Genomic DNA, 21866 nt, shown 5'->3' with positions numbered 1-21866 from the left:
TTTTGTATGTACCCGGAAACGAATTGCCCCGGCTAAGGCGTAAGGCGCTTCACGAACTGGAAGCGGTCATTCACCCGCATTTTACTATAGATACTCTTAAGCATATTGCGCACGGTGCCTTCACTGATGCCCAGGTCGCTCCCGATGTGCAGCGCGCTCTTCTCCATCAGCCACAGCCTCGCTACCTCCTGCTCCCGCGCGGTCAGCTTATATTCCAGAAGCGTGGCTTCAAGCCGGTACCGCTGCATCTCCGGGTTCTTCTCCATCCACTTCTCCATAATATTCTCGGCAATCTGCTGCACGAAGGGAATAGCGAACTCAATAGGCTCTCCTCTATTAAAAGAAATATCAACATACCCGTAAACGCTATCATCATCCTGCAGCGGAGCGCATACACAGTTCCAGTCCCGGAAGGTCTGATCCGTATGCTCGGTTCCCCGCACCACCCCGATGCAGTTCATCTCCATCGCCAGCGATACGGCATTCATTCCCGCCTGCTGCCTGCTTAAGCTGACCCCCGGACGCAGCTCCGCCTGCTCCATCTCCGCCTGCGTCTCCGAAGAAGAATAGACCAGCTCCAGAATGGTCCCCGCCTTGTCCGTCAGGAACACCACATAAGGAATGGAAAGCAGCTGGCTTAATTTGTTCATTTCACTGCGGATCGAAGAAATCATAGCTCTATGATAGATGTGCTCCCTGGATTCTTCAGAAGCACCCGCCGCAGACACCCCTCCCTGGACATCAACTTGTGGTGCGCCCAGCGGCCGGAAGGCTTCAAGTTCGCTAGCTTCTAAATCCCCAGGCATACTCCATGCTCTTGATTGATTAAAGACTCTCACAAACGATCCCTCCATATTTACCAATTCCTATATCATCAATTTTAAAAGAAAGCATTATAACATACAATTACGGAATAATGAACATTCAGTATTGGATCTGTAAATCCCCGCGTTAGCGCTGTAAAATGTAGAAATCTGTTCATCTTATATTTCTACATCATTCCAGGAGGTTCGACATGCTTCGCATCGGCTATCTATCGGCTGCCCTTAATCTGGCTACCGCCATGGTGTCATTCCTGCGCTTCGGAGGTAATTATGCCCTGCTCATCATGGCCAGCTATTCACTCTTAACCCTTGCGGGATACCGGCTGCTGCAGAACAAAAGGACATTATATCTGATTCCTCTGCTCACCTTCAGCTGTTCATTCCTCTTATACAACGTGACCTATGTATTGTTGAAGCAGATTAACCTCGTAGACCTGTATGCGGTAGACTGGAGACTTGAGGTTCAACTGGCGCTTCCCCTGCTGGTAGGGTTCGCCGCCCAGACTCTGCTTAAGCGGAGCGGTAAATCCCGGCTGGTGTAGTCTATCCGGGGTTGCCGCTTTTTTTTGCAAAATCGACCTAAACTGATAGTTTTCGACATCGGCTCAGTGATATATTTACTCTTACGTCTTTCAGATCGCTGAGGATTCAGATATTTTCTCCGCAGCCATCTGCGGTAACGCTTTCAAAGTAATGAACAGGAGGGTTAAGCTTGAGTATGATTGAAGTGAGAGGACTGAGTAAGTCCTTTATGCAGGCGGTGAAGGAGCCGGGCCTTAAGGGAGCGGTGAAGCATCTGTTCCTGCCCCGGCATATCGAGAAAGTAGCGGTCAAGCCGCTGGATCTGAGGATTGAAGCAGGGGAGACGGTGGCCTACGTGGGACCGAATGGTGCCGGTAAATCGACCACCATCAAGATGCTGACCGGCATTCTGATGCCTTCCTCCGGGAGTATCTCGGTGAACGGGATCAATCCGTACCGCAAAAGAATGGAAAACGCCGCCCAGATCGGCGCAGTCTTCGGGCAGCGCACCCAGCTGTGGTGGGATATTCCGATTGCCGAGTCCTTTTCGCTGCTGAAGGATATTTATCAGATTCCGGATGCCCTCTACAGGAAGAACATGGACTTGTTCACCGAAATGCTCGGGATGAGCGAATTCATACACCTGTCTGCGCGGAAGCTCTCGCTGGGTCAGCGCATGCGTGCCGATCTGGCCGCAGCCCTGCTGCATAATCCGCCGATTTTGTATCTCGATGAGCCGACGATTGGCCTTGATGTATCCGTGAAGGAGAAGATCCGCGGGTTCATCAAGCAGATCAACCAGGAGCAGCAGACGACCGTGATGCTGACGACCCATGATCTGGGCGACATCGAGGACCTGTGCAAGCGGCTGGTCATTATCGATCACGGCACGATCATTTATGACGGTACGCTGAGCGAGGTCAAGGCCCGTTTTGCCAAAAACCGCGTCATCTTCTTCCAGGTGCGCTCCGGGGTGCCGGAGTTATACGCGCTGCTGGAGCAGAGTCCCGGGCTGAAGCTGGAACAGCAGAGCAGCCAGGAGTTCTCGGTCACTTTTGACCGGTATGAATATACGGCCAGTGAAGTGGTTAGCCGGGTGATGAAGCATGGGGAGGTACTCGATTTCCGCATGGAGGATACCCATATTGAGCAGGTCATTAAGGCAGTCTATGACGGCCATCTGGACTTGAACGAGCACCGGGGAGCAAGGGGGCAGGCGCACCATGATGACAGCAGCCCGGCTTAACAAATACAGAAGCATTGCCAATCGCTCTCTGCAAAATGTGATGGCTTACCGGAACTCCTATATCATTAATTTACTCGCAAACTCCATTAATCTCGTAGCGATCTTCTTCCTCTGGCAGGGAATCTATGGCGGGCGCGAGGCGGTAGGCGGCTACTCCTGGGATCAGATGAAAACCTATCTGCTGGTGACCTTTCTGGCCAATTCCGTCTTGTCCTGGTATTCCGAGACCGCCATCTCCGGCAAAATCCTGGATGGCAGCGTCGCCATGGACCTGCTGAAGCCGATTGATTTCCAGACGGCCCGATTCGCCGAGACCTTGGGGGCGAGCCTGCTGGAGGGGGCGATAAGTACGGTTCTGCTGATCGTGTTCGCCACCTTCCTTACCGGAGTGACCTTCCCCCACTCGCCGATCGTCTATCTGCTGTTTGCGGTCAGTCTGCTCTGCGCGGTTGTGGTCAAATTCGGCGTGGTCTATCTGGCAGCTCTGTTATGCTTCTGGTCCACGGGATCACTGGGAATTGTCTGGACGCGGATTGCGCTTACCAACCTGCTGTCGGGCGCGCTGGTGCCGCTGGCCTTTTTCCCGGATTGGCTGGAGAATCTGGCGCTGCTGCTGCCCTTCCAGGCCATCATTCATACGCCAACGATGATCTTCCTGCAGCAGGCAGATACCGGGGAGAGTCTAAGGCTGATCGCCCTTCAGCTCTTATGGGCAGCAGGGCTCTGGATGGCAGGCAAAGCCATGTGGAACTGGGCAGTCCGCCAGGTGACCATTCATGGAGGCTAAGGCTGAAGGAGGACGCAGAATGAAAATATCGCAAATGCTCTATCTCTATAGAAGACTGTATGTGCAGCAGCTTAAGGCGATTCTGGAGTATAACAAAGACTTTTATATCCTAATGTGTTCGGCGGCCTTGACGCAGGTATTGGGGTTCGTGTTCCTGTGGGTGATCTATGACCGGATTCCGGACATTCAGGGCTGGCAGTTCTGGGAGGTCACCTTCATGTACGCCATGATCTTCCTGACGGAGGGGGCGGGTTCGCTGTTCTTCGAAGGAAGCTGGCGGCTGGGCAGGCTCGTCAACACAGGGGAGCTGGACCGTTATCTGCTGCGGCCGGTGCCGGTGGTTCTTCAGGTGTTCTGTACGGGGATTGGGATTAACGGACTCGGCAATCTGCTCATCGGCGGGGTGATCATCTGGCAGTCGCTTGTGCACAGCCCTATCCACTGGACTATGGGCAAGGCCGCCATTCTTATCCTGCTGTTTGTCACTGCGGTCATTATCCGGGTATCGATTAATCTCATGGGTAACTCGGCGGCCTTCTGGATTCGCAATGCCGGGAATGCGTTCCCGCTGATGGTGCATAATCTGTCCGATCTGGCCAAATACCCGATTACCCTGTTTCCGCAGGCGATCCGCATCTTCATTTCTACGGTGCTGCCCTATTCGTTCATCAGCTTCTATCCGGCAACCTATATCTTTGGCAAAAGCGGCTGGTCCGGCTGGTGGCTCCTCGCCCCTGTCGCGGCTATCGGAAGCGCGGCGGCGGCTTACGGGGTCTTCCGGTACGGGTTGTCCCGGTATGAGAGTACAGGGAACTGAGGGATGTGGCAGGCGTGGCAATGTGGCGGTATGGCAGTTTCCGACATACCTCCGCCAGCTTCCTGAATCACTACCCTTTGATTTTCAGTATCTTACTATATTAAAGAACCTCCCTTTGGTTACCTGGAAGAAAAACTCCAGATACAAGGGAGGTTTTACTCTACTTCGCTACTGTGCAACAAATTGCAGCTTCTCCAGATCCAAGTCATACACCCGTGGCTTCAGCTCCGGGTCGGTCCCGGCACCCTCAGGCGAGTGCACCGCTAGCTGTTCGTTCTGATTGGCCGGGAACGGCGGCAGCTCTGAATAGACCAGTGTATCGTGTACGATCTCTCCCTGCTTGAAGGATAACGGAAACACTTCTCCGCTCGCCTTCTCCATAGCAAAAGCATAAGCCACCAGGCCATGTCCTGATTTATATTGGGGAGCAAGCAGATATACCTCTGCCTCCTTAAAGCGAATGACTGCAAACTCCAGGACGCGGTCGGTCGGCTGCACGAATAAGAAGGCAGGCAGCTTAAGCAATACCTGATCCTGCTTCCCCACCCGGTACACGATGGAGTAATCGGCCTGATACGTCTGCTCCCCTTCGAGGCCGTCATTGCTGGACACATTCAGATGCCCTCGCTCCTCCGGGCTGCCGGAGATCATCAGCAGTTCGCCTGATCCCGCTGAGGTTCTCGCCCGAACCGTCCCTTCGGCATTCACGGAATCGATAATGACCGATCCGGCCAGCCCATCCGGCGGGAACTGGCTGGTGAGGCCGGCTGGAGTTGCCGGGGCCGTTGCGGATGCAGTTTCCGAGGTGACTGCGGAAGCAGTTGGTGCAGATGATACAGTCTGTGCAGGAGCAGTAGGAGTTGCAGACGGCGATGCAGAAGCAGATGCTAAAGCAGACGAAGCCGGTTCTGCCGCCGGAGTATTGGTGACGGATGTATTTTGGCTGCTACACCCCAGCAGTAGGCTAAGCGACAGGACCGCACCTGCCGCCAGTGTTGTAGCTGTAGATCGGATTGGACTCATTCCCCTCTAATCGTTTTTTGAGTACATCCCATTATATAAGATTATCACGGTCCACAAATTTAGAGATTGTCTTATTTTCTTTAAAAAATAGTCACCGGAACATTCCCTTGAGCAGCGGCGGAGTGACGAGTGTGGTTACCATTACAGCAATAATCACGCCGGTAAAATACTGTGGCAGCAGCAGTCCGCTCGCAAGACCGGTGGCGGCTATAATCAGGGCGACTTCGCCTCTGGAGATCATGCCTGCGCCGATAATGAGCGAGGACCGCGTATTGAACCCGGTCAGCCGAGCGCCGATTCCGCCGCCCAGCCATTTGGCCAATATAGCGAACATGGATAACACCACCACAAACAGAATGTGGCTGCCCAGCCCCTCAAAGCTGACATTCAGCCCGATGCTCACAAAAAAGACCGGCACAAACAGCGTATAGGCAATCGGCTCTACTTTGGACTCTACCACCTGCTTGAAGGGCGTCTGGGCAATAGCAATTCCGGCGGCAAAAGCGCCGATGATTCCGGCCATTCCCATTTTCTCGGCAAAATACGCATAAGCAAAGAGAATCACCAGCGCAGCAGTCATGACCGCCTCGGTTACCCGCAAAGGGGCGAGCCAGCGCATCAGGCGGGGCACGGTCAGCCAGCCGGCAATGACAGCTACGGCGAAGAACAGCAGTTTTTGGCCGATCAGAAGACTTAGGGAAATGTTATCCCCCGTACCGAAAAAGCTCATCAGCACCGCCAGCAGAATCACAACGAGAATGTCATCGATCACCGCCGCCCCCAGAATGGTCGAGCCTTCCGGCGAATTCAGCCGGTCCATCTCCTTCAGCACCTGAACGGAAATGCTGACCGAGGTAGCGCTGAGAATGACGCCCAAGAAGAGGGAATTATAATCCGCGAAGCCGAACCACTCCCCAATGGCGAATCCGCCGGCAAAGGGCAGCAGTATGCCGCCCACAGCTACCGCAAAAGCCGCCTTCCAGTTCTCACGCAGCTGCCTCAGGTCTGTCTCCAGTCCCGCAATGAACATCAGCAGCAGCACGCCAATCTCCGACATGTAATGAATGAATCCGCCAGGCTGCACCCAGCCGAGCACCGCCGGTCCAAGCAGGATGCCGACCAGCAGCTTCCCCAGCACCGCAGGCTGCCCGAGCCGCACAGACAAGTCCCCGGCCAGCTTGGTGAATAATAGAATCAGCAGTAAATACAATATGAATTCCACTTGCGATTTCACTCATTTTCTCCTAAAAAACACGAAAAACGACAAAGAGAAGCCTTGGTGACAGGCTCCTCCTAATAACACTGAATTATTCAGTTCGCTTCAAACGATTCTCTCCAGTATAGCTCCAATGAACATTGCTGTAAACCGGACTACTTCAGATAAAAGACCTCACGCAGCGGCACCATCGGAACGGCGTCGTTGAAATCAAAGGAACCTTCGACCATCTTCGAGGTGATCGCATTCCAGCGGTTGCAGGCCTCACTCCCGGCGATGTAGGCAAATGCAGCTTCCGTATCATCACATTCAAAGCAATAGAAGAACTGGTTGCCGTTCTGAAAAATCGAATAATTGCGGATGCCTGCCCTGCTGTGCTCCTCCAGAATCTCCGGCCACGGCTCCAGATGCATCTGTACATATTCCTCTAAGTATTCCTCTTTCACCTTCCAGGTCCAAGCCAGCTTATTGCTGCCCATCCTCGCATCCCCCTGTCATATATTCCTTTGATTCGATCATATCACATAATTATGCGATTTGAATATGTCGGTTTTAGACATGTAGAGCAGCAAGGATACGCTTCAATCTCAGGTGCTGATTCCCGCTTCATTCGGACGGAGAATGGCAGAGCCAATCGCCAGCAGAACGGCTGCCATCAGGCCCAGGATCGCAAACGGCAGCCACAGTTCATTCCAGCCGCCGCCGGTTGCGGCAATATCTACCGCCTGGATGGCCCACTTCTGCGGTGTAAAATTGGCCAGTTTCTGCATATATTCCGGCATGATAGAGACGGGCCAGAAGCAGCCGCCCAGCATACAGGTCGGGGTAAGAATCAGCGAATTCAGCATCCCCGCATTACGCGGATTGCGGATCAGGCCTGCAACGGTGCTGGCGATGCCCATAGATACCAGCATGAAGGCCGCCAGAACCAGGAAGTAGAGAAAGAGCGGCATCTCGTAATCGTAGCGGAGCACCCATTTTCCCAGAACCAGTACGACAAGGATCTGAATCATTCCTACAAGAAAGCTGCCCAGGAAGTTGCCAAGCGCAATTTCATACGAACGGACCGGCGCGCTGAACATGCGCATCATGGTACGCCCTCTGCGGTCATCCGTGATCTGGGAGACGGAGCTGGTCACCAGTGCCATCAGGAACATAAGCGTCATCCCTGTAACCACGCCCAGCGTCTGCCGCGGATAGAGATCATAATCGGTGCGGGTGCTGCCCACGTTATGCTGCTCCGACTGCTTCAGCACAGCAGCGAGCTGCGCCTGCATATCGCCTGTTCCTCCGCTGGCGGCAGTAACGGTATGCGCTGCTTCGGCAATCTGAGCGGCAGTGGCGGTGATCTTCAGCTTCATCATGATTGAGCTCTCACTTGCCCGCAGCTCATAGATGCTGATCTGCGGCGGCTCCCCCGCCAGTAAGGCGGCAGTATACCCGGCAGGAATGAACACCCCCACCGTTCCCTCCTGCTTAATTGTCGCTTCCTTCAAAGTGGCCTCGTCGCTGCGCGGCTCGAACTTATATTCTCCGGCCTGCTCCAGCTCCGTAATTAAATGTCTGCCGGCTACCCCCGTATCCGAGTTGGCATACAGCACAGTTGCCGGCCCCTCCGCCATCCCTCCGGTGAGGGAGATAATCGCTGCCACCACTACGCCGGGAAGCAGAATGAATACCATAAGCCCCCTGAAGGTGCCAATGCTTCGTCTAATCATATTCCAGGCAATAATTAATATTTTATCCACGGTAACCCACCTTCCGGTATGAGACAATCACTGCCGCGAATAATGCCGCGCTGATGAAGCACATCACCCACAGATTCGGCAAAAGCTGCTCCAGACCGGAATGCAGCATCATCCGGATAACCGCCTGCTGTACCCAATGGTTAAGCGTGAATGCACCTGCACTGTTCACCCAGGAATCGGGAAGCGGCGCCATTCCTCCGCTGACGAAGGTCATCACTATAGTCAGGACACTAATGATGTTCGTAGCAGTCGCCGAGGTCCGGCTGAAGAGGCAGATCAGTACGCCCAGCGTCATTGAGGCGGCAATCATCAGCAGACAGAACAGCAGCAGCAGTCCCGGGCGGTTGCCCCAGTAGACCCCGAACAGCCAGTCAGACAGCAGAATAATCGTAAGGCATTGCAGGATGCTGACTAGCCCTACGCCGAGCATTTTTCCGATGAACAGATGGCTATCTTTTACCGGCATGGAATGGATTCTGAACAGCGTGTGGTTCTCTTTATCGTTAAAAAGTGAGGCTGCCACAGTAAGTCCGCTGTACATCAGGAACATCAGCAGCATGGACGCTGCATAGAACTGGGCCGCCGAATAGGTCTTCCCGCCATTGTTCAGATCCCCCAGCACCACCCCCGCCTTACTGGCAGGTGCCGAAGTCGCTGTAAACGCCGGCGGTCCAAGGGTAACGGCTGCCGCCTGCTTATAATTCAGCTCCATCAACAGATTGTCGAAGGCGGTTCCGGCTACCCGGTTATCGTCATGGCTCCTGCCCAGAATGAACTCCAGGCTCGCCTTTTTACCACTCTGCACCTCCTGGTCAAAGCCCGGAGGAACAATAACCCCATAGGCATATTTGCTGGTGCGCAGCCCGCTCTCTGCGGCTTCACGGCTCTCTGTCTTGACAGGAATAATGAGCCCCTTCACCTCAGGCGTCTCCAGAAAAGCTGTAAGGATCGCAGACGTCTCTGCCCCTCCGCCTCCGTTATTCACGATAGCTACACGTACAGGCTTGATCTCATCTGCCCCCTGTACCCCGACCACCCCGGAGAGTGAAGCGCCCAAGAGGAAAATCAGCACCAGCGGCAGCAGGAACATATTAAGCAGCAATGTGCGTGAACGGAGCTGTCTGCGCAGCTCAAACCCCATAATGATCCAGATATTCACACCTATCCCCCTCTCTAGTCCCGCAAGGTCCGGCCAGTCAGACTAAGGAACAAGGTCTCCAGATCCGGCTCTTCAATATTCAGGGAGGCAATGACCCCTTGGTGCTTGGAGAAAATAAACAGAATATCCTGGAGCGCACTTTGCGAGGAGGGAAGATACAGCTCGATCGCATCCTGCAACGCTTCTACCCGGTTGATCCGGGGATGCTGCCCCAATTCGTTCACTAAGGCAGGGGTGATGCCCGCTGCCTTCACAACGATTTTCTCCTCGTGGGCCACCCGTTCGCGCAGCTCGTTCTCCGTACCGCAGGCAATGATATGCCCCTGGTCCATAATGGCTACCCGGTCACAGATCGCAGCTACCTCCTCCATATAATGGCTGGTGTAAATCACCGACGACCCCATCTTATTTAGAGCCTTCACGGACTCCAGAATATGATTGCGCGACTGCGGATCAATACCGACTGTGGGTTCATCCATAATAATCAGGCGCGGCCGGTGCATAATAGCGCAGGCGATATTCAGCCGTCTTTTCATCCCTCCCGAGAAGGTGGACGGTTTATCCTTCGCCCGGTCGCTTAGGCCTGTGAACTCCAGCGCTTCTTGGGTCCGCTCCTTCAGCAGCTGTCCGCGCAGCCCATAGAGTCTGCCGAAAAAGCTTACATTATCGGTTGCCGACATATTCTCGTATAATGCCAGCTCTTGGGGCACAAGGCCAATCCGCTTCTTCACCTCAAGCGGCCGTTCCCTTACGGACAGCCCATCGATCCGGATCTCGCCGCTGTCGGCCTGGAGCAGTCCGCAGATCATGCTGATGGTCGTGCTTTTCCCGGCACCGTTCGGGCCCAGCAGGCCGAAGATTTCACCCTCCTGTATATTGAAATTCACGTGATCCACAATCAGCTTACCGTCGTATCTCTTCACAACATCGCTCAATACCGCAAGTGCCATTGCTGCGCCCCCTTGTTCCTTCAATCTCATACTCTCATTGTACTGCAGGGCAGGCACAGCCGAAGGTACTAAAGGTCATGATCCGGAGGTGACGAAAGTCATCTCCTGAAGAGTAGCGCTCCTATGCTAAGATGGATATACCTGAGAAGAGTGTTGAAGAAAAGAGATATTTTATCTAAAAGGATGAGCTTACTTGACCAGAGAACTGATACTGCTGCGCTACAGCCTGCTTATAATCCCGGCGATCCTCTCGATTCAAGTCTATGAATTCGCCGACTATGACTGGTTCACTCTGCATTTCATGCTGCTGATGCTGCTGGTCACACTGGGTGCAAGGACATCCGGATCTCCCGCCGCACTGACCGGAGGCATGGAGCTGGTGCTCACTGCCTGGCTTTGTTATGAATACGGGCCGCTGATGGTTTTTCCGGCCTTGTCTGCGGTGCTCTCCTATACCCGGCGGCAGCCCAAGAATACGGCCCTTACCTTCTTCTGTATTCATCTGGCCCTGCTGAATGCTGCCCTGCTGAATGCAGATCCGGCAGTGCTTGTGTTCACGAACCTCACCTTCCTGCTGTGTGCCGGCTTGAACCTGCTACTGCTCCGGACAGGGCGCGGGCGTGCCGACACCTTATTCCTCTATGATGAGCTGCGCAAAAAGCATTTCGAGCTGGAAGAGGCCCGCTCGCGGCTGCTCCAGTTCGCCTCGCAGGTCGAGGCCGCCGCCCAAGCGGAGGAGCGGGTGCGGATCGCCCGCCAGCTGCATGATGACATCGGTCACCGGCTGATCCGGGTCAAGATGATGACCGAAGCGGCCATCCACACCCTCCCTGCCGCACCGGAAACGGGACTGCAGATGATGAACCAGATCCGGGATCAGCTCTCGGGCAGTATGGACGATATGCGTGCGGCGCTGAAGCGGATTAACCCTACTCCGCAGTCAGACGGTGCCTATGCGCTGGACCGGCTGCTGGAGGAAGTGGGCCGCGATACCGGCATTGCCACCTCCTATACGGTGCAAGGGATTCCTTATCCGCTCTATCCGAGCCTTCAGGTTGTGCTGTACACAAATGCCCGGGAGGCCATCACCAATGCGCTGCGGCACGGGCAGGCCAGCTCCGTATGGGTGGAGATCACCTATACGGTGCATGAAGTGCGGATGGAGACCGGCAATAATGGGAGGCTGCCCGAGGCTGACCCGCTGAGCCGTCTGCCGGGCAGCAGCGGGATGGGCATGAAGGGCATGAGCGAGCGCTGCTCCATGGTGGGCGGGACGCTGGAGCTGCGGCTGCAGCCGCAGTTCACGGTCATCACCCGGCTGCCCGTGTACCGGCAGCCGGAGGGAGTGCCGCGCTGAATGGGGGAGTGTTAATGCACCAGTGCTTCATACGGATAATTCGCGGTTCTCGGGGGGCTGCTCCCCCTCTGCCAGAAGCAAGTGGAAAAACGCATCTTAATTTCACAGTTTCCGATGATTTTGGGAATTTAGTTGGAAAAACAGCATCTACTGCTGATGGTTTTACTGCTGTAGGGCAAATCGGGAGTAATTAAGTGTCGTTTTTCCAACTGTTGTCCCCAGAGAGGCCACTCGTGGATTAGCAAATGCTCAAAATCCAACTATTTTCCCTACGCTAGAACATCGGCAGACTGATCCGCTATCCAACTGTAACGCATGCCGCATCCCCCAACTTCCTATATTAGTCTTATAAGAGATGGAGCCAACCAGGTAGTTTGCATACACTCATCAAGTTCGCCGGGGACGGGCAGCGGGAGTATATTCACAGATAAGAGGTGCTGACTCATGATTAGAGTATTGATTGTTGACGATGATTCATTCATCCGCGAGAGCCTGAAGGTATTGATCGGGCTGGATGCCGGTATCGAAGTGGCCGGAATCGCAGGGAATGGCCGGGAGGCAATCTCCTTGCTGGGGGAGCTGCCCGGCGGAGCGGATGTTGTACTCATGGATATCCGGATGCCGGGATGTGACGGGGTGGAAGGCACACGGCTGATCAAAGAAGCCTATCCGGCCTTAGCCGTCCTGATGCTGACCACCTTCGATGATGACGAATATATTATTGAGGCTCTGCGCGCCGGAGCCAGCGGATATCTGCTCAAGAACATCCCGCCGGACCGGATCATTCAAGGCATCAAAACCGTACATGAGGGCAATATGCTCATTCATCCCGAGATTGCCCGCAAGCTGGCGGGCTTCCTCCAGCCATCCGCGCGTCAGGAAGCCCCCGAGGCTCAGCCGCTTGCTTCCTATGGCCTGACCAAGTCCGAGCAAGCAGTCGTTACCTCCATTGCAGAGGGACTCACCAACAAGGAAATCGCCGCCAAGCTGTTCCTGAGCGAAGGCACCGTCAAAAACTATATAACCGACATCCTCAGCAAGCTCGGCGTACGCGACCGGACACAGATTGCGATTCTGTATCTGAAGCGTACGCAGGGGAACCCTTGAGCCACGGAAATGCTATCTCTCGCCAATTCTGAGCGTTTCCTCTCACGGGCCGCTTGTCTGGAGCCGCATTGTTGCACATTTTGCAGGATTCTTCTAAAAATGTTACGGGCTACGGGTACATTATTGCATCATTTGCAGGAATTCCGGTGCTTAGTGCGATCCGCTCCGTCCGAACGTAGTCGGTTTTTCGATTACATTTGGTCCACGCACACAATCAGCGCCGAATGTGATCGGTTTTTCGATTACATTTGGTCCACATGCCCACGCAGCGCCGAATGTGGTCGGTTTTTCGATTACATTTGGTCTACATGCCCAAGCAGCGCCGAATGTGGTCGGTTTTTCGATTACATTTGGTCCATGTGCCCATGCAGCGCCGAATGTGGTCGGTTTTTTCGCATATATTCCAGGTACCTTACACCATTTCCTTAACAAACATAAAAGGCCCGTTCTCCCTGAACTTAGTTCAGAAAGAACGGGCCTCTTTAACCTTCCGCACCAGCAGCCGCTGGGGGAGCCAATTACGTTGGTAATCTACCGTCAGACGCCGTCAGACGCCAGCAGATTCCTGCTTGGCCTCTGCCGGCGAAGTCTTCTTCGTCCGGCCCAGCTGGTCACCCTGCACTCCCCGCTTCCGGATGCCTGTCCGCATCCCGATAATGCTGAAGATGCTGGACGGCTTGGTCTCTGCGGTGATGCCCCCGTCCGGGTCCGGCACCAGAATGATGCCGAGCTGATGATGGTCCCCGGCATAGATCGCGCGCTGCAGATACTTGCTCTCTCCTTCGCGGTTCTGCACCTCCAGCTTGCAGAACGCGGGGTTCATGCGCAGCGCCTCATGCAGCTGCGCCGCGCTGGTCAACAGGACCCCGTTGACCTTCAGCAGGATCTCGCCGGGCAGGATGCCCAGCTCCTGCGCGGGGCTGCCCTGCAGCACGGCCAGCACCTTGCGGCCGGCAGGGGGATGCACGAATACGGGGCTAAGGCTGCGCTCCTCCAGAGCGCTGTACCAGCTTAAACCTTCGTGCAGCAGAATAGCCGCGAGCGCCGCGACCACCGTCAGCGGGCTCCATAGATCCGCAAGCAGGCTGAGGCCGAGCAGGACGGCGCTGTAGATCAGCAGCCGTCCGAACGTCCGGGCCGCCTTGCGTCCGGGCAGCATGCCCTGGGTCATCTCGCTGAAGCCGATGATGACCGGCAGCGAGACCAGGCCGAGGCCCCCGCCCAGCAGCGGATGCCACGGCAGTTCACCGATTCCCGTGCCTGCGGGAATCAGCACGAACAGCGGCAGCGGCCAGAAGGCCTGCAGCTGGTAGCCGCCCACCACCTTGCCGCGCTTGCCGGCAAGGAACAGCGGCGTCGCCAGCCGGGGCCCCTGCCAGCGCGCCAGCAGCGCCTCGGCCACGTGCAGCAGCGCGGCGAGCGCCAGCAGCGCGGGGATGTCCATCGCCCGCACGGCACCGGCAACCGTTCCGGCGGCTCCGCTCTGTAGCGTCCCCGGGAAGAACGACAGTACAAACTGTACAATTCCAAGCGCGCCTATGGCATACGCAAAGCATAAGTAACGCACCCGAAACAGCGTTAAAACAAGGCTGACTACCCAGATACAGGCTACAGCCGTATAGGATAACGAAACTCCCAGTGCAACTGCGGCAAGGGAGACCACCAGCCCCATGAGGCCGCCGGTCCAGACGGTCCGCCAGGTTTCCGGTCCCCAGCTATGCAGCTTCACATGAATAAGCTTCCGTTCCAGGGCTACCTGTCTGCGGTAATACAGGGCAATAAATAGAATAGCGATATAGTAATAGGGCTGCATCAGCAGATGTAGGACTGCTGTGCCTAAGCTGGTCAGCAGCTCCGGGAGGACATTCAACGGTTCGCACACTCCTTTTCATAGCCTAGAACATATATAATACTTTATTTAAAATTTTAAAGACCAAATTCATCCTAAGGGATACATGGGATTACCTGCATGCCAGCACATGCTGTTTTTCACATTCATTCGGGCCACAATTAAAAACAGAATTAAATGATAATATCCCAATCAAAGAAAAAAAGAAGGCTGAAATCAGCCTTCTTACTTTTTCGACGCCGCAGCCTTGATTTCCTTCTGAATTTCTTCGATCCCCTTATTCCGCTGATTGTCATTCACCGGATCTTGGATGACCTTGATCAGCGCCAGCTCCAGCGCTTCCGCGGTCTTGGCATCAATCGAGCCTGTCGATTTCAGCTTGGCTGCGCTCTGGAATTTCTTGACGGCTTCTTTGGTCCCGGCATCGAAGTAGCCGTCCTTGCGGCCCGGCTTGTAGCCTAGCCCATCCAGCATGGTCTGTGCACTTTTGACATCTGCATTGTTCATATTATATTGCAGCGTAACGCTTTTGTTAATCGGCGCCACCGAGAAGTAATCCGGCTGGGCTACGGCGATATCCGGCTTAATGCCCTTGCCGTGAATCCAGGTGCCGTCAGGCGTCAGCCACTTGGCAATCGTGATCTTAAGCAGGCTTCCGTCACCGAGCTGCTCCTCGAAGCTGGTCTGCACGGTTCCTTTGCCGAACGAATTCTCCCCGATCAGCTTGGCTCCGGCAGATTGCTGCAGGGCTCCGGCCATGATCTCAGAAGCGCTCGCACTGCCTTTGTTCATCAGCACGACTACCGGATACTTCTTGCTTGATCCCTTCGAGGTGCTGATCTCGCGCCGCTTGTTCTTGTCCTCCACCTGTACGATGGCCTTGCCGGAAGGAACGAACTGCTCAACCATCTCAATGACGACCGGCAGCACACCGCCCGGGTCATTGCGGACATCAATAACGAGTCCCTTCATGCCCTGCTTCTCCAGCTTCGTCAGCTCTTCCTTGAACCGCTCCGAGGTATTTTGTGAGAACTGCGTAACCTCGATCACACCGACATGCTCCTTCTCCATCTTCCCATAGACTGTCTCCAGTCTGACATCATCACGGGTGATGACGAATTGCAGCGGCTCTGCTGTTCCGGTCCGCTGGACCTTCAGGGTCGCCTTGCTGCCCTTGGGACCGCGGATTTTGGCTACAGCCGCATTCAGCTCCAGCCCTTCCAGCGATTCGCCATTAACGGAGAGGATCACATCCTTGGCTTGAATGCCGGCCTTCTCTGCCGGTGAGCCCTTGATAGGGGAGACTACAACGACCTTGCCGTTGTCGGAGGAGACTTCAGCGCCAATCCCCGAGAAGGAGCCTTCAATGCTCTCCTCGAACCGCTGTGCCGTCTCCTTGCCCATGTAGTTCGAATACGGGTCGCCCAGTGCTTCCATCATTCCGTTGACCGCACCGTCAATCAGCTTCTCCCGGTCGACCTTCTCATAATAATTGCTCTCGATCAGGCTAAGAGCGGTACCCAGCTTCTTCGATTCCTTCTCCTGTAGTCCGGCAGTCTGCAGGACCGTCGCCAGCCCTTCACCTGCGGCTTGTCCGAATACCTGCACATAACCGGTCACGCCCAGGGTCAGCAGACTGCCGCACAGCAGTGCCGCAACGATCATAAAGGCCGCAGTGCTTTTCTTTAACATGATGTTCCCACCGTCCCTTCTTGTCCATCTTAACACCAGCATGGGCCCGTTCCATGAGAAACGGCATCTCTTCCAGTATATGCCGCAGCACGAAAATATATTTATTTTATAAATTGAACTGATGATTTTTATGTTTTGGGATTGGCCGTGGCTCCAGAGAATATTTGGACTTCCCCTTAACTTGAATTTTTTAGTTCAATCTATATAGTTCAGCCACACTTGAAATATATCCGCTCAGTCCACTTACAGATAAGGCATAGGATTCACCGGTTTCCCGTTGATCCGCACTTCAAAATGCAGATGCGGGCCGGTAGAACGTCCCGTTGAACCGGATTCCGCAATCGTCTGTCCGCGCTCCACCCGTTCTCCCTCGTTCACTCTAATGCCGCCTTCGCGGATGTGACCGTACAGCGTCCATACCCCGCCGCCATGGTCAATAATGACACAATAACCATAGCCGCTATACCAGCGTGCTACCACAACTGTACCGGAATCTGCCGCATGAATACTCGTACCCTGCGGCACGGCAAAGTCTATACCGGTATGCAGCTTGCCGACTTCATGTGTCACCGGATGTGTACGGTAGCCAAAAGGAGAAGAGATCCGCGCGTAGCCAACCGGCCGCAGGTAAGGACCGTCTCCACCGGAATATTCTTCTGCGCTCGCAACGGAGGAGCTGTCGCCGCCCGAAGACCTGGAGGCCTTCGCGGCCTTGGCAGCTTCGGCCGCCTTGGCTGCGGCTACTGCCGCCCGGCGCTGCGCCTCAGCCTTCGCTGCAGCCGCTCTGCGCGCCGCTTCCTCCGCCTTAAGCTTGTCCTTCTGCGCTTCCAGAGAAGAGCGGCTGCTAGCCAGCTCTACCAGCTTAGCATCCTGTTCAGCAGAGATAACCTCCGAATTCTGAATCTCCTCATCATAATAAGCGATGAGTTCCTGCTTCTCCGCTTCCTTCTCCTTCAGCATACTGCGCTGGGCTTCCAGATCGGTATACAGCTGCTTCGCCGTTGCATATTGCCCTTCCAGCTCCTGCTTCTTGGCAATCACCGTCTGCTTGTCCAGCTTATGCTGCACCAGCAGATCCTGATCCTGATCCACGATCATCTTCAGGGAATCGGCCCGGTCCAGGAAGTCGGAGAAGCTGGTCGAGGACAGCAATACATCCAGATAGGAGACTGCGCCATCCGTGTACATGAGACGGACACGGGATTCCAGCAGTTTTTCACGGGAGGCCACGCGCGCCTCAGCATCATCCAGCTCCGTTGCCGTCACGGTAAGCGACTTCTCCGTGCTGGCAATTTTGCCGGATATCGTGGTCATCTCACCCTTCACCTGTGCAATCTGCCCCAGCACATAGTCCAAATTCAGCGTGGTCTTATTCTTATAGTGCTTCGCTTCCTGATTACGGGAGTCCGCCTTCTCCTGCGCCGCCTTGGCCGCCTGGACCTCCTGCTGCAGCTGCTTCAGCTGCTTGTCAATTTCGGCAACGCTTGTTTTCTTCGCATACCCGTCAGAGGGCCCGAACATTGTGACAGCCAGCAATATTACGGCCATTCCGGCAGCAATTCTTTTCAACTTGCACTCTCCGTCCTTTGTTCAATAATGTGAATCATACAGGCTATACCTTCAAGAACTTGCGGATCGACACCGTGCTGCCCCATACGCCAATCAGTACCCCGAGGCCCACCAGCAGCCCGCACAGCAGCAACCAGATATTCTCAAACGGAATCAGCTGCAGCCCCAGCATCGGATCTCCCTTCACAGAAGCCACCAGACTGCTGTAACCGGCGTAGAGTGCACCCGAGGTTACCACTGAACCAATCAATCCGATTAGAGCGCCTTCGATAAAAAAGGGCCAGCGGATGAAATAATTCGTCGCGCCCACGAGCTTCATAATGCCGATTTCCTTGCGGCGGGCCAGAATCGTTACCCGGATAGTATTCGAGATCAGGAACATCGACATCAGCGCCAGTCCCGCTACAAAAATAAACCCGATATTCCGCACCGCCTTGGTCACCTTGAATAAAGTCTCCACAGAGCCTTTACCGTAGTTCACCTTGTAGATCGGCTGCTCTTCATGCGTCTTGTTCAGGGCTTCTATCTTCTCCGCTACAAACGGAACTGTGGTCGGCTCAATGACTTCAACGAGCAGCTTGTCCGGCAGCGGATTATTATCTTCATCGAATCCTTCCAGGAGCTCGGCGGCATCCGGCCCCATATCTTCGCGGAATTCCTTCAAGCCCTGTTCTTTGGAGACGAACTCCACCTTGCTGACTTCCGGCATATTGCCGATTTCGTTTTCCAGCTTCTCCCGCATCTTCTGGTCCGTATTCAGCGTCAGATGCACATTGATCTGCACCTGGCTGTCTGCTTTGTCCGCAATTTGATTGACGTTGAGCACCAGCAGGATGAACACACCGAGTACGAAGAGAGAGACAACGATGGAAGTGATGGACGCCACCGACATCCAGCCGTTGCGGAATACGTTTTTGAAGCCTTCCCGCAAATGCCGCAAGAAGGTTTTAAAACTCATAACCGTATTCCCCTCTCAATTGGTCTCTGACGATCGTTCCATTCTCAATCGCAAGCACCCGTTTACGCATTTTGTTCACAATATCCCGGTTGTGGGTTGCCATAACGATCGTGGTGCCGCGAAAATTAATCTCATCCAGCAGCTGCATAATGCCCCACGAGGTCTCCGGGTCCAGATTTCCGGTAGGCTCGTCCGCAATAATAACGGAAGGATTGTTGACGATAGCTCTGGCAATCGCGATCCGCTGCTGCTCTCCCCCTGAGAGCTGTGAGGGCTCACGCCCCGCCTTGCTGCGCAGTCCCACCAGATCGAGCACTTCATTCACACGCTTCTTGATAATCTTCTTCGGCGCCTCAATAACATCCATCGCAAAAGCCACATTCTCATACGCCGTCATCTTCGGCAGCAGCCGGAAATCCTGAAAGACCACACCGATATTGCGGCGCACATAAGGGATCTTACGGGGCTTCAGCTTGCCGATATTGAACCCGCCTACAGAGATCTGTCCTTTGGTTGGGGTTTCTTCTCTATAAATTAATTTCATGAACGTTGATTTCCCTGCGCCGGACGGTCCGACAATGTAGACGAACTCATTACGGTCGATTTTGACGGATATTCCTTGCAATGCATGGGTCCCGTTAGCATAGGTCTTCCATACATCCTGCATCTCAATCATTTTCTCACTTCCCGATTCTGACATCTTCCGCCGCGCCACTGGGCCGGGGGAGCTTCCATAAACTGCATGATTATCGCAGGCGTATCTATTGTAACAAATCCATAACCCCTTGAGTACCCGAAAGTTTTACCGAATCCTTACATATACATAAAAACATCAGGTTTCGCCCCATAGAAGGAGAGATTACTTATGAAAAAAATACACGCCGCTCTCATCGCGGGTTTCGGTCTGATGCTGGCCGGTTCGCTTGCTGCCGGAGGGCTTCATCTTTACGGCAGCCAGCCCACCCTGCCCGCAAACACCGCTATTGCAGGCTGGGAGGTAGGCGGAATGAACATCGCTGACGTAGCGGCCGGAATGGATGCAAGACTTCAGGCGCTGGAAGCAACTCCACTCATGCTGAAGGCAAAAAATAATGCCGGACTCCAGGTTACCCTTAAGCAGGCAGGTGTGACCTATGAAGCCGGGGATTTCCTCCAGGCGCTGAAGACACTGACGGACGGCACGCTGATGGAGCGCGTACAAGCCCGGCGCAGCTGGCCCGGCAGCTGGAATATGGAGATTCAGTTGCAGACTTCGCAGCTTAGGAGTCTCTTGAATCCTGAGTGGGAAAAAGAATCCTTCGGCGTTCCGGTCGATGCAGTCCGGCAAATCACCGGAGATGACCGGGTCGTATATACGCCCGGCACCTCCTCCTACGAGGTGGACTGGCAGGCGCTGGAGCTTGCAATGCAGGCGGCGGTGCCTACCCGGTTGGCCGCTGACGGCACACTTCAGGATCAGCAGCTTCAGCTGGAGATCCCCCTTGCCGTCAAGCAGCCGAAGATCACGCTACAGGCGCTTAAGGATCAGGGCATCGATCGCAAAATCGTCCAGTTCAGCACCTCCCTCGGGGCCAGCGGCCCCGGGCGCAGCTTCAATGTAGAGGCCGCCGCCAAAGCCGTGAACGGCACGGTGCTGCCGCCGAATGCGGTTTTCGATTACGGAAAAGCGATCCAGAAGGCCCAGACCGAATACGGCTTCCGCGAAGCCCCGGTCATCGTGAACGGCAAGCTCCAGCCTGGTACGGGCGGGGGAATCTGCCAGGTCTCCAGCACCCTGTATAATGCCGCGCTGCGCTCCGGACTAGAGATCGTAGAACGGCGGAGCCATTCGCTTCCGGTCAGCTATCTGCCGAAGGGGCAGGACGCCACTTTTGCCGAGGGGTATATCAATTTCCGCTTCCGCAACAACACCGGCAAATATCTGATCATCAAATCCGAAGTCCAGGGGCGCACGCTGACCATCAAGCTGTTCGGCACGTTCCCGAAGAACGTCACCTATTCCATTGAATCCAGAACCGTCGAGGTGCTGCCCCCCACGGATAAATATGTGAGCGATGCGTCGCTCCCCAAGGGCGGAACCCGGGTACTGCTTGCCGGTAAAACCGGCTATGTAGTTGAAACTTACATTACCCGCCATGTGGATGGTAAAGCGGTAGAAAGGAATCTCCTCTCCCGCGATACCTATTACGCCCAGAAACGTGTCATCGCCATCAACCGCGGCGGGATGAGCAAAACCGATCAGCCGGAATCCCCGCGCAGACAGCTCGTCGAGGACGGAGTGAAGGGACGGTAACGTCTATTCCCCTGAAATGTATGGCAAACAGAAACGGCTGTGCTCACCTTGTGACAAGGTCGGCACAGCCGTTATTTTATGAAGCGCTAGACGAAACCTGAAGCCGCTTCTTAGAACAGAGTAGCCGGCGACATATCAATTCTCCAGTAGCCGTTAACCTTCTTCAGCTTCACTGTTACTACTTCGGGAGACCCAGTCGGTCCTTCCGCAGGTACAGTCAGCTCGAACACTGCTGTCTGTGCAGTCTTGGAGACCATCCGGGCAGTGGCTCTGGTGAAGTCCAGCGAATTCCCCAGATCGGCATTGACCTGCGCCATTCTGCCCTCATGCTCCAGGAACTGTGTCTGTGTGTAGAAGGCCGCCGCATTATGCGTGAATCCCTTCTTGATATAGCTCATCAGCTGCTGCTTCGTGCTCAGATCACTGGACAGATAGCGGTACTCCAGTGTTTTATAAGTGAACAGCTCCGGGTTGAATGCATTGCCTCCCCGGCTGGCATACGTATATAACTTCTTGGCATGAACCACCAGCGGAACAACGCTACGTTCCGTGAGATTGTTAATGGTAGCCGGCCCTTCCTTGCCCGGTGCAGACGCCGCAACCGTTCTTACGCCCTCAATGCTTGCCACCGGTGAAGCCGCAAGCGCTCCGCCCCCTGCAGAGACAAGACCCAGTGATAATGCCAGTGAACCGATCATCCATTTTTTGTTCTTCATCTTGAACGCCTCCTCGTATTCCTGTGTGGTAGC

20 protein-coding genes are annotated in these 21866 nt (G+C 54.8%); 7 read left to right on the top strand and 13 right to left on the bottom strand.

Going from position 1 to position 21866, the window contains the following annotated elements; translation table 11 throughout:
* Positions 1-32: 32 nt before the first annotated feature.
* A complete protein-coding gene (locus MKX42_RS04035; protein ID WP_340751442.1) occupies positions 33-839 on the bottom strand; it encodes a LuxR C-terminal-related transcriptional regulator in 807 nt (268 codons plus the stop codon).
* Positions 840-1015: 176 nt separating this feature from the next.
* Between MKX42_RS04035 and MKX42_RS04030 the strand changes: the two genes are divergently transcribed.
* The 4 genes from MKX42_RS04030 to MKX42_RS04015 all read left to right on the top strand — a co-directional run bounded on the left by MKX42_RS04030 (position 1016) and on the right by MKX42_RS04015 (position 4196).
* Complete coding sequence (locus MKX42_RS04030; RefSeq protein ID WP_340751441.1) at positions 1016-1366, top strand: hypothetical protein; 351 nt, start codon at positions 1016-1018, stop codon at positions 1364-1366.
* A gap of 176 nt (positions 1367-1542) precedes the next feature.
* Positions 1543-2592 (top strand): ABC transporter ATP-binding protein, encoded by a 1050-nt coding sequence (locus MKX42_RS04025; protein ID WP_340757612.1) that lies wholly within the window; start codon positions 1543-1545, stop codon positions 2590-2592.
* Positions 2570-3379 (top strand): ABC transporter permease, encoded by an 810-nt coding sequence (locus tag MKX42_RS04020; protein WP_340751440.1) that lies wholly within the window; start codon positions 2570-2572, stop codon positions 3377-3379. Before MKX42_RS04025 ends, MKX42_RS04020 begins: the two co-directional genes overlap by 23 nt.
* A gap of 19 nt (positions 3380-3398) precedes the next feature.
* Positions 3399-4196: an ABC transporter permease gene (locus MKX42_RS04015; RefSeq protein ID WP_340751439.1), complete on the top strand. Its 798-nt coding sequence runs from the start codon at positions 3399-3401 to the stop codon at positions 4194-4196.
* Between the two features lie 168 nt (positions 4197-4364).
* Here MKX42_RS04015 and MKX42_RS04010 read toward each other — a convergent pair whose 3' ends face one another.
* The 6 genes from MKX42_RS04010 to MKX42_RS03985 form a co-directional block, all read right to left on the bottom strand.
* Positions 4365-5219, bottom strand: a complete 855-nt coding sequence (locus MKX42_RS04010) for a hypothetical protein (RefSeq protein WP_340751438.1) — start codon at positions 5217-5219, stop codon at positions 4365-4367.
* Positions 5220-5310: 91 nt separating this feature from the next.
* Positions 5311-6441, bottom strand: coding sequence for a cation:proton antiporter (locus MKX42_RS04005; protein WP_340757611.1), 1131 nt, complete (start codon positions 6439-6441; stop codon positions 5311-5313).
* 149 nt (positions 6442-6590) lie between these two features.
* Entirely contained in the window at positions 6591-6914 is a 324-nt protein-coding gene (locus tag MKX42_RS04000) for an L-rhamnose mutarotase (protein ID WP_340751437.1), read from the bottom strand.
* A gap of 108 nt (positions 6915-7022) precedes the next feature.
* Positions 7023-8183, bottom strand: coding sequence for an ABC transporter permease (locus MKX42_RS03995; RefSeq protein ID WP_340751436.1), 1161 nt, complete (start codon positions 8181-8183; stop codon positions 7023-7025).
* Complete coding sequence (locus tag MKX42_RS03990; RefSeq protein WP_340751435.1) at positions 8176-9342, bottom strand: ABC transporter permease; 1167 nt, start codon at positions 9340-9342, stop codon at positions 8176-8178. Before MKX42_RS03990 ends, MKX42_RS03995 begins: the two co-directional genes overlap by 8 nt.
* A 14-nt stretch (positions 9343-9356) precedes the next feature.
* A complete protein-coding gene (locus tag MKX42_RS03985; RefSeq protein ID WP_340751434.1) occupies positions 9357-10292 on the bottom strand; it encodes an ABC transporter ATP-binding protein in 936 nt (311 codons plus the stop codon).
* A gap of 193 nt (positions 10293-10485) precedes the next feature.
* Here MKX42_RS03985 and MKX42_RS03980 point away from each other — a divergent pair, with 193 nt between their 5' ends.
* Together MKX42_RS03980 and MKX42_RS03975 are read left to right on the top strand one after the other, a co-directional pair.
* Positions 10486-11649: a sensor histidine kinase gene (locus MKX42_RS03980; RefSeq protein ID WP_340751433.1), complete on the top strand. Its 1164-nt coding sequence runs from the start codon at positions 10486-10488 to the stop codon at positions 11647-11649.
* Between the two features lie 444 nt (positions 11650-12093).
* The gene (locus MKX42_RS03975; protein WP_340751432.1) at positions 12094-12756 is read left to right on the top strand and encodes a response regulator transcription factor; all 663 of its coding nucleotides are present in this window, start codon (positions 12094-12096) and stop codon (positions 12754-12756) included.
* A 547-nt stretch (positions 12757-13303) separates the two neighbouring features.
* On the opposite strand, the gene MKX42_RS03970 is transcribed toward MKX42_RS03975, so the two are convergent.
* From MKX42_RS03970 to ftsE, 5 genes are all read right to left on the bottom strand, one after another.
* Complete coding sequence (locus MKX42_RS03970) at positions 13304-14626, bottom strand: PDZ domain-containing protein (protein WP_340751431.1); 1323 nt, start codon at positions 14624-14626, stop codon at positions 13304-13306.
* Positions 14627-14830: 204 nt separating this feature from the next.
* Positions 14831-16297, bottom strand: coding sequence for a S41 family peptidase (locus tag MKX42_RS03965; protein WP_340751429.1), 1467 nt, complete (start codon positions 16295-16297; stop codon positions 14831-14833).
* 243 nt (positions 16298-16540) lie between these two features.
* Positions 16541-17866, bottom strand: a complete 1326-nt coding sequence (locus tag MKX42_RS03960) for a murein hydrolase activator EnvC family protein (protein WP_340751427.1) — start codon at positions 17864-17866, stop codon at positions 16541-16543.
* Between the two features lie 43 nt (positions 17867-17909).
* Positions 17910-18824, bottom strand: coding sequence for a permease-like cell division protein FtsX (gene ftsX, locus MKX42_RS03955; protein WP_076080079.1), 915 nt, complete (start codon positions 18822-18824; stop codon positions 17910-17912).
* The gene (gene ftsE / locus MKX42_RS03950) at positions 18814-19500 is read right to left on the bottom strand and encodes a cell division ATP-binding protein FtsE (RefSeq protein WP_036721184.1); all 687 of its coding nucleotides are present in this window, start codon (positions 19498-19500) and stop codon (positions 18814-18816) included. Before ftsE ends, ftsX begins: the two co-directional genes overlap by 11 nt.
* Positions 19501-19689: 189 nt before the next feature.
* Between ftsE and MKX42_RS03945 the strand changes: the two genes are divergently transcribed.
* On the top strand, positions 19690-21117 hold the full coding sequence (locus tag MKX42_RS03945) for a VanW family protein (RefSeq protein ID WP_340751425.1): 1428 nt from the start codon (positions 19690-19692) through the stop codon (positions 21115-21117).
* A gap of 110 nt (positions 21118-21227) precedes the next feature.
* Here the strand turns inward: MKX42_RS03945 and MKX42_RS03940 are convergent, their stop codons facing one another.
* Complete coding sequence (locus MKX42_RS03940) at positions 21228-21833, bottom strand: DL-endopeptidase inhibitor IseA family protein (protein WP_340751423.1); 606 nt, start codon at positions 21831-21833, stop codon at positions 21228-21230.
* Between the last annotated feature and the right edge of the window lie 33 nt (positions 21834-21866).

The organism is Paenibacillus sp. FSL R7-0204, from assembly GCF_038002225.1.
Classification (GTDB): Bacteria; Bacillota; Bacilli; order Paenibacillales; family Paenibacillaceae; genus Paenibacillus_AQ.
The sequence above is the reverse complement of the archived record's forward strand: the minus strand, read 5'-3'. Positions and strand labels throughout refer to the sequence as shown.

Bases quoted from the DNA above. Each gene is read 5' to 3' on its own strand.
- MKX42_RS04030 (WP_340751441.1), top strand. From the start codon at position 1,016: ATGCTTCGCATCGGCTATCTATCGGCTGCCCTTAATCTGGCTACCGCC.
- MKX42_RS04025 (WP_340757612.1), top strand. From the start codon at position 1,543: ATGATTGAAGTGAGAGGACTGAGTAAGTCCTTTATGCAGGCGGTGAAG.
- MKX42_RS04020 (WP_340751440.1), top strand. From the start codon at position 2,570: ATGATGACAGCAGCCCGGCTTAACAAATACAGAAGCATTGCCAATCGC.
- MKX42_RS04015 (WP_340751439.1), top strand. From the start codon at position 3,399: ATGAAAATATCGCAAATGCTCTATCTCTATAGAAGACTGTATGTGCAG.
- MKX42_RS04010 (WP_340751438.1), bottom strand. From the start codon at position 5,219: ATGAGTCCAATCCGATCTACAGCTACAACACTGGCGGCAGGTGCGGTC.
- MKX42_RS04000 (WP_340751437.1), bottom strand. From the start codon at position 6,914: ATGGGCAGCAATAAGCTGGCTTGGACCTGGAAGGTGAAAGAGGAATAC.
- MKX42_RS03985 (WP_340751434.1), bottom strand. From the start codon at position 10,292: ATGGCACTTGCGGTATTGAGCGATGTTGTGAAGAGATACGACGGTAAG.
- MKX42_RS03975 (WP_340751432.1), top strand. From the start codon at position 12,094: ATGATTAGAGTATTGATTGTTGACGATGATTCATTCATCCGCGAGAGC.
- MKX42_RS03965 (WP_340751429.1), bottom strand. From the start codon at position 16,297: ATGTTAAAGAAAAGCACTGCGGCCTTTATGATCGTTGCGGCACTGCTG.
- ftsX (WP_076080079.1), bottom strand. From the start codon at position 18,824: ATGAGTTTTAAAACCTTCTTGCGGCATTTGCGGGAAGGCTTCAAAAAC.
- ftsE (WP_036721184.1), bottom strand. From the start codon at position 19,500: ATGATTGAGATGCAGGATGTATGGAAGACCTATGCTAACGGGACCCAT.
- MKX42_RS03945 (WP_340751425.1), top strand. From the start codon at position 19,690: ATGAAAAAAATACACGCCGCTCTCATCGCGGGTTTCGGTCTGATGCTG.
- MKX42_RS03940 (WP_340751423.1), bottom strand. From the start codon at position 21,833: ATGAAGAACAAAAAATGGATGATCGGTTCACTGGCATTATCACTGGGT.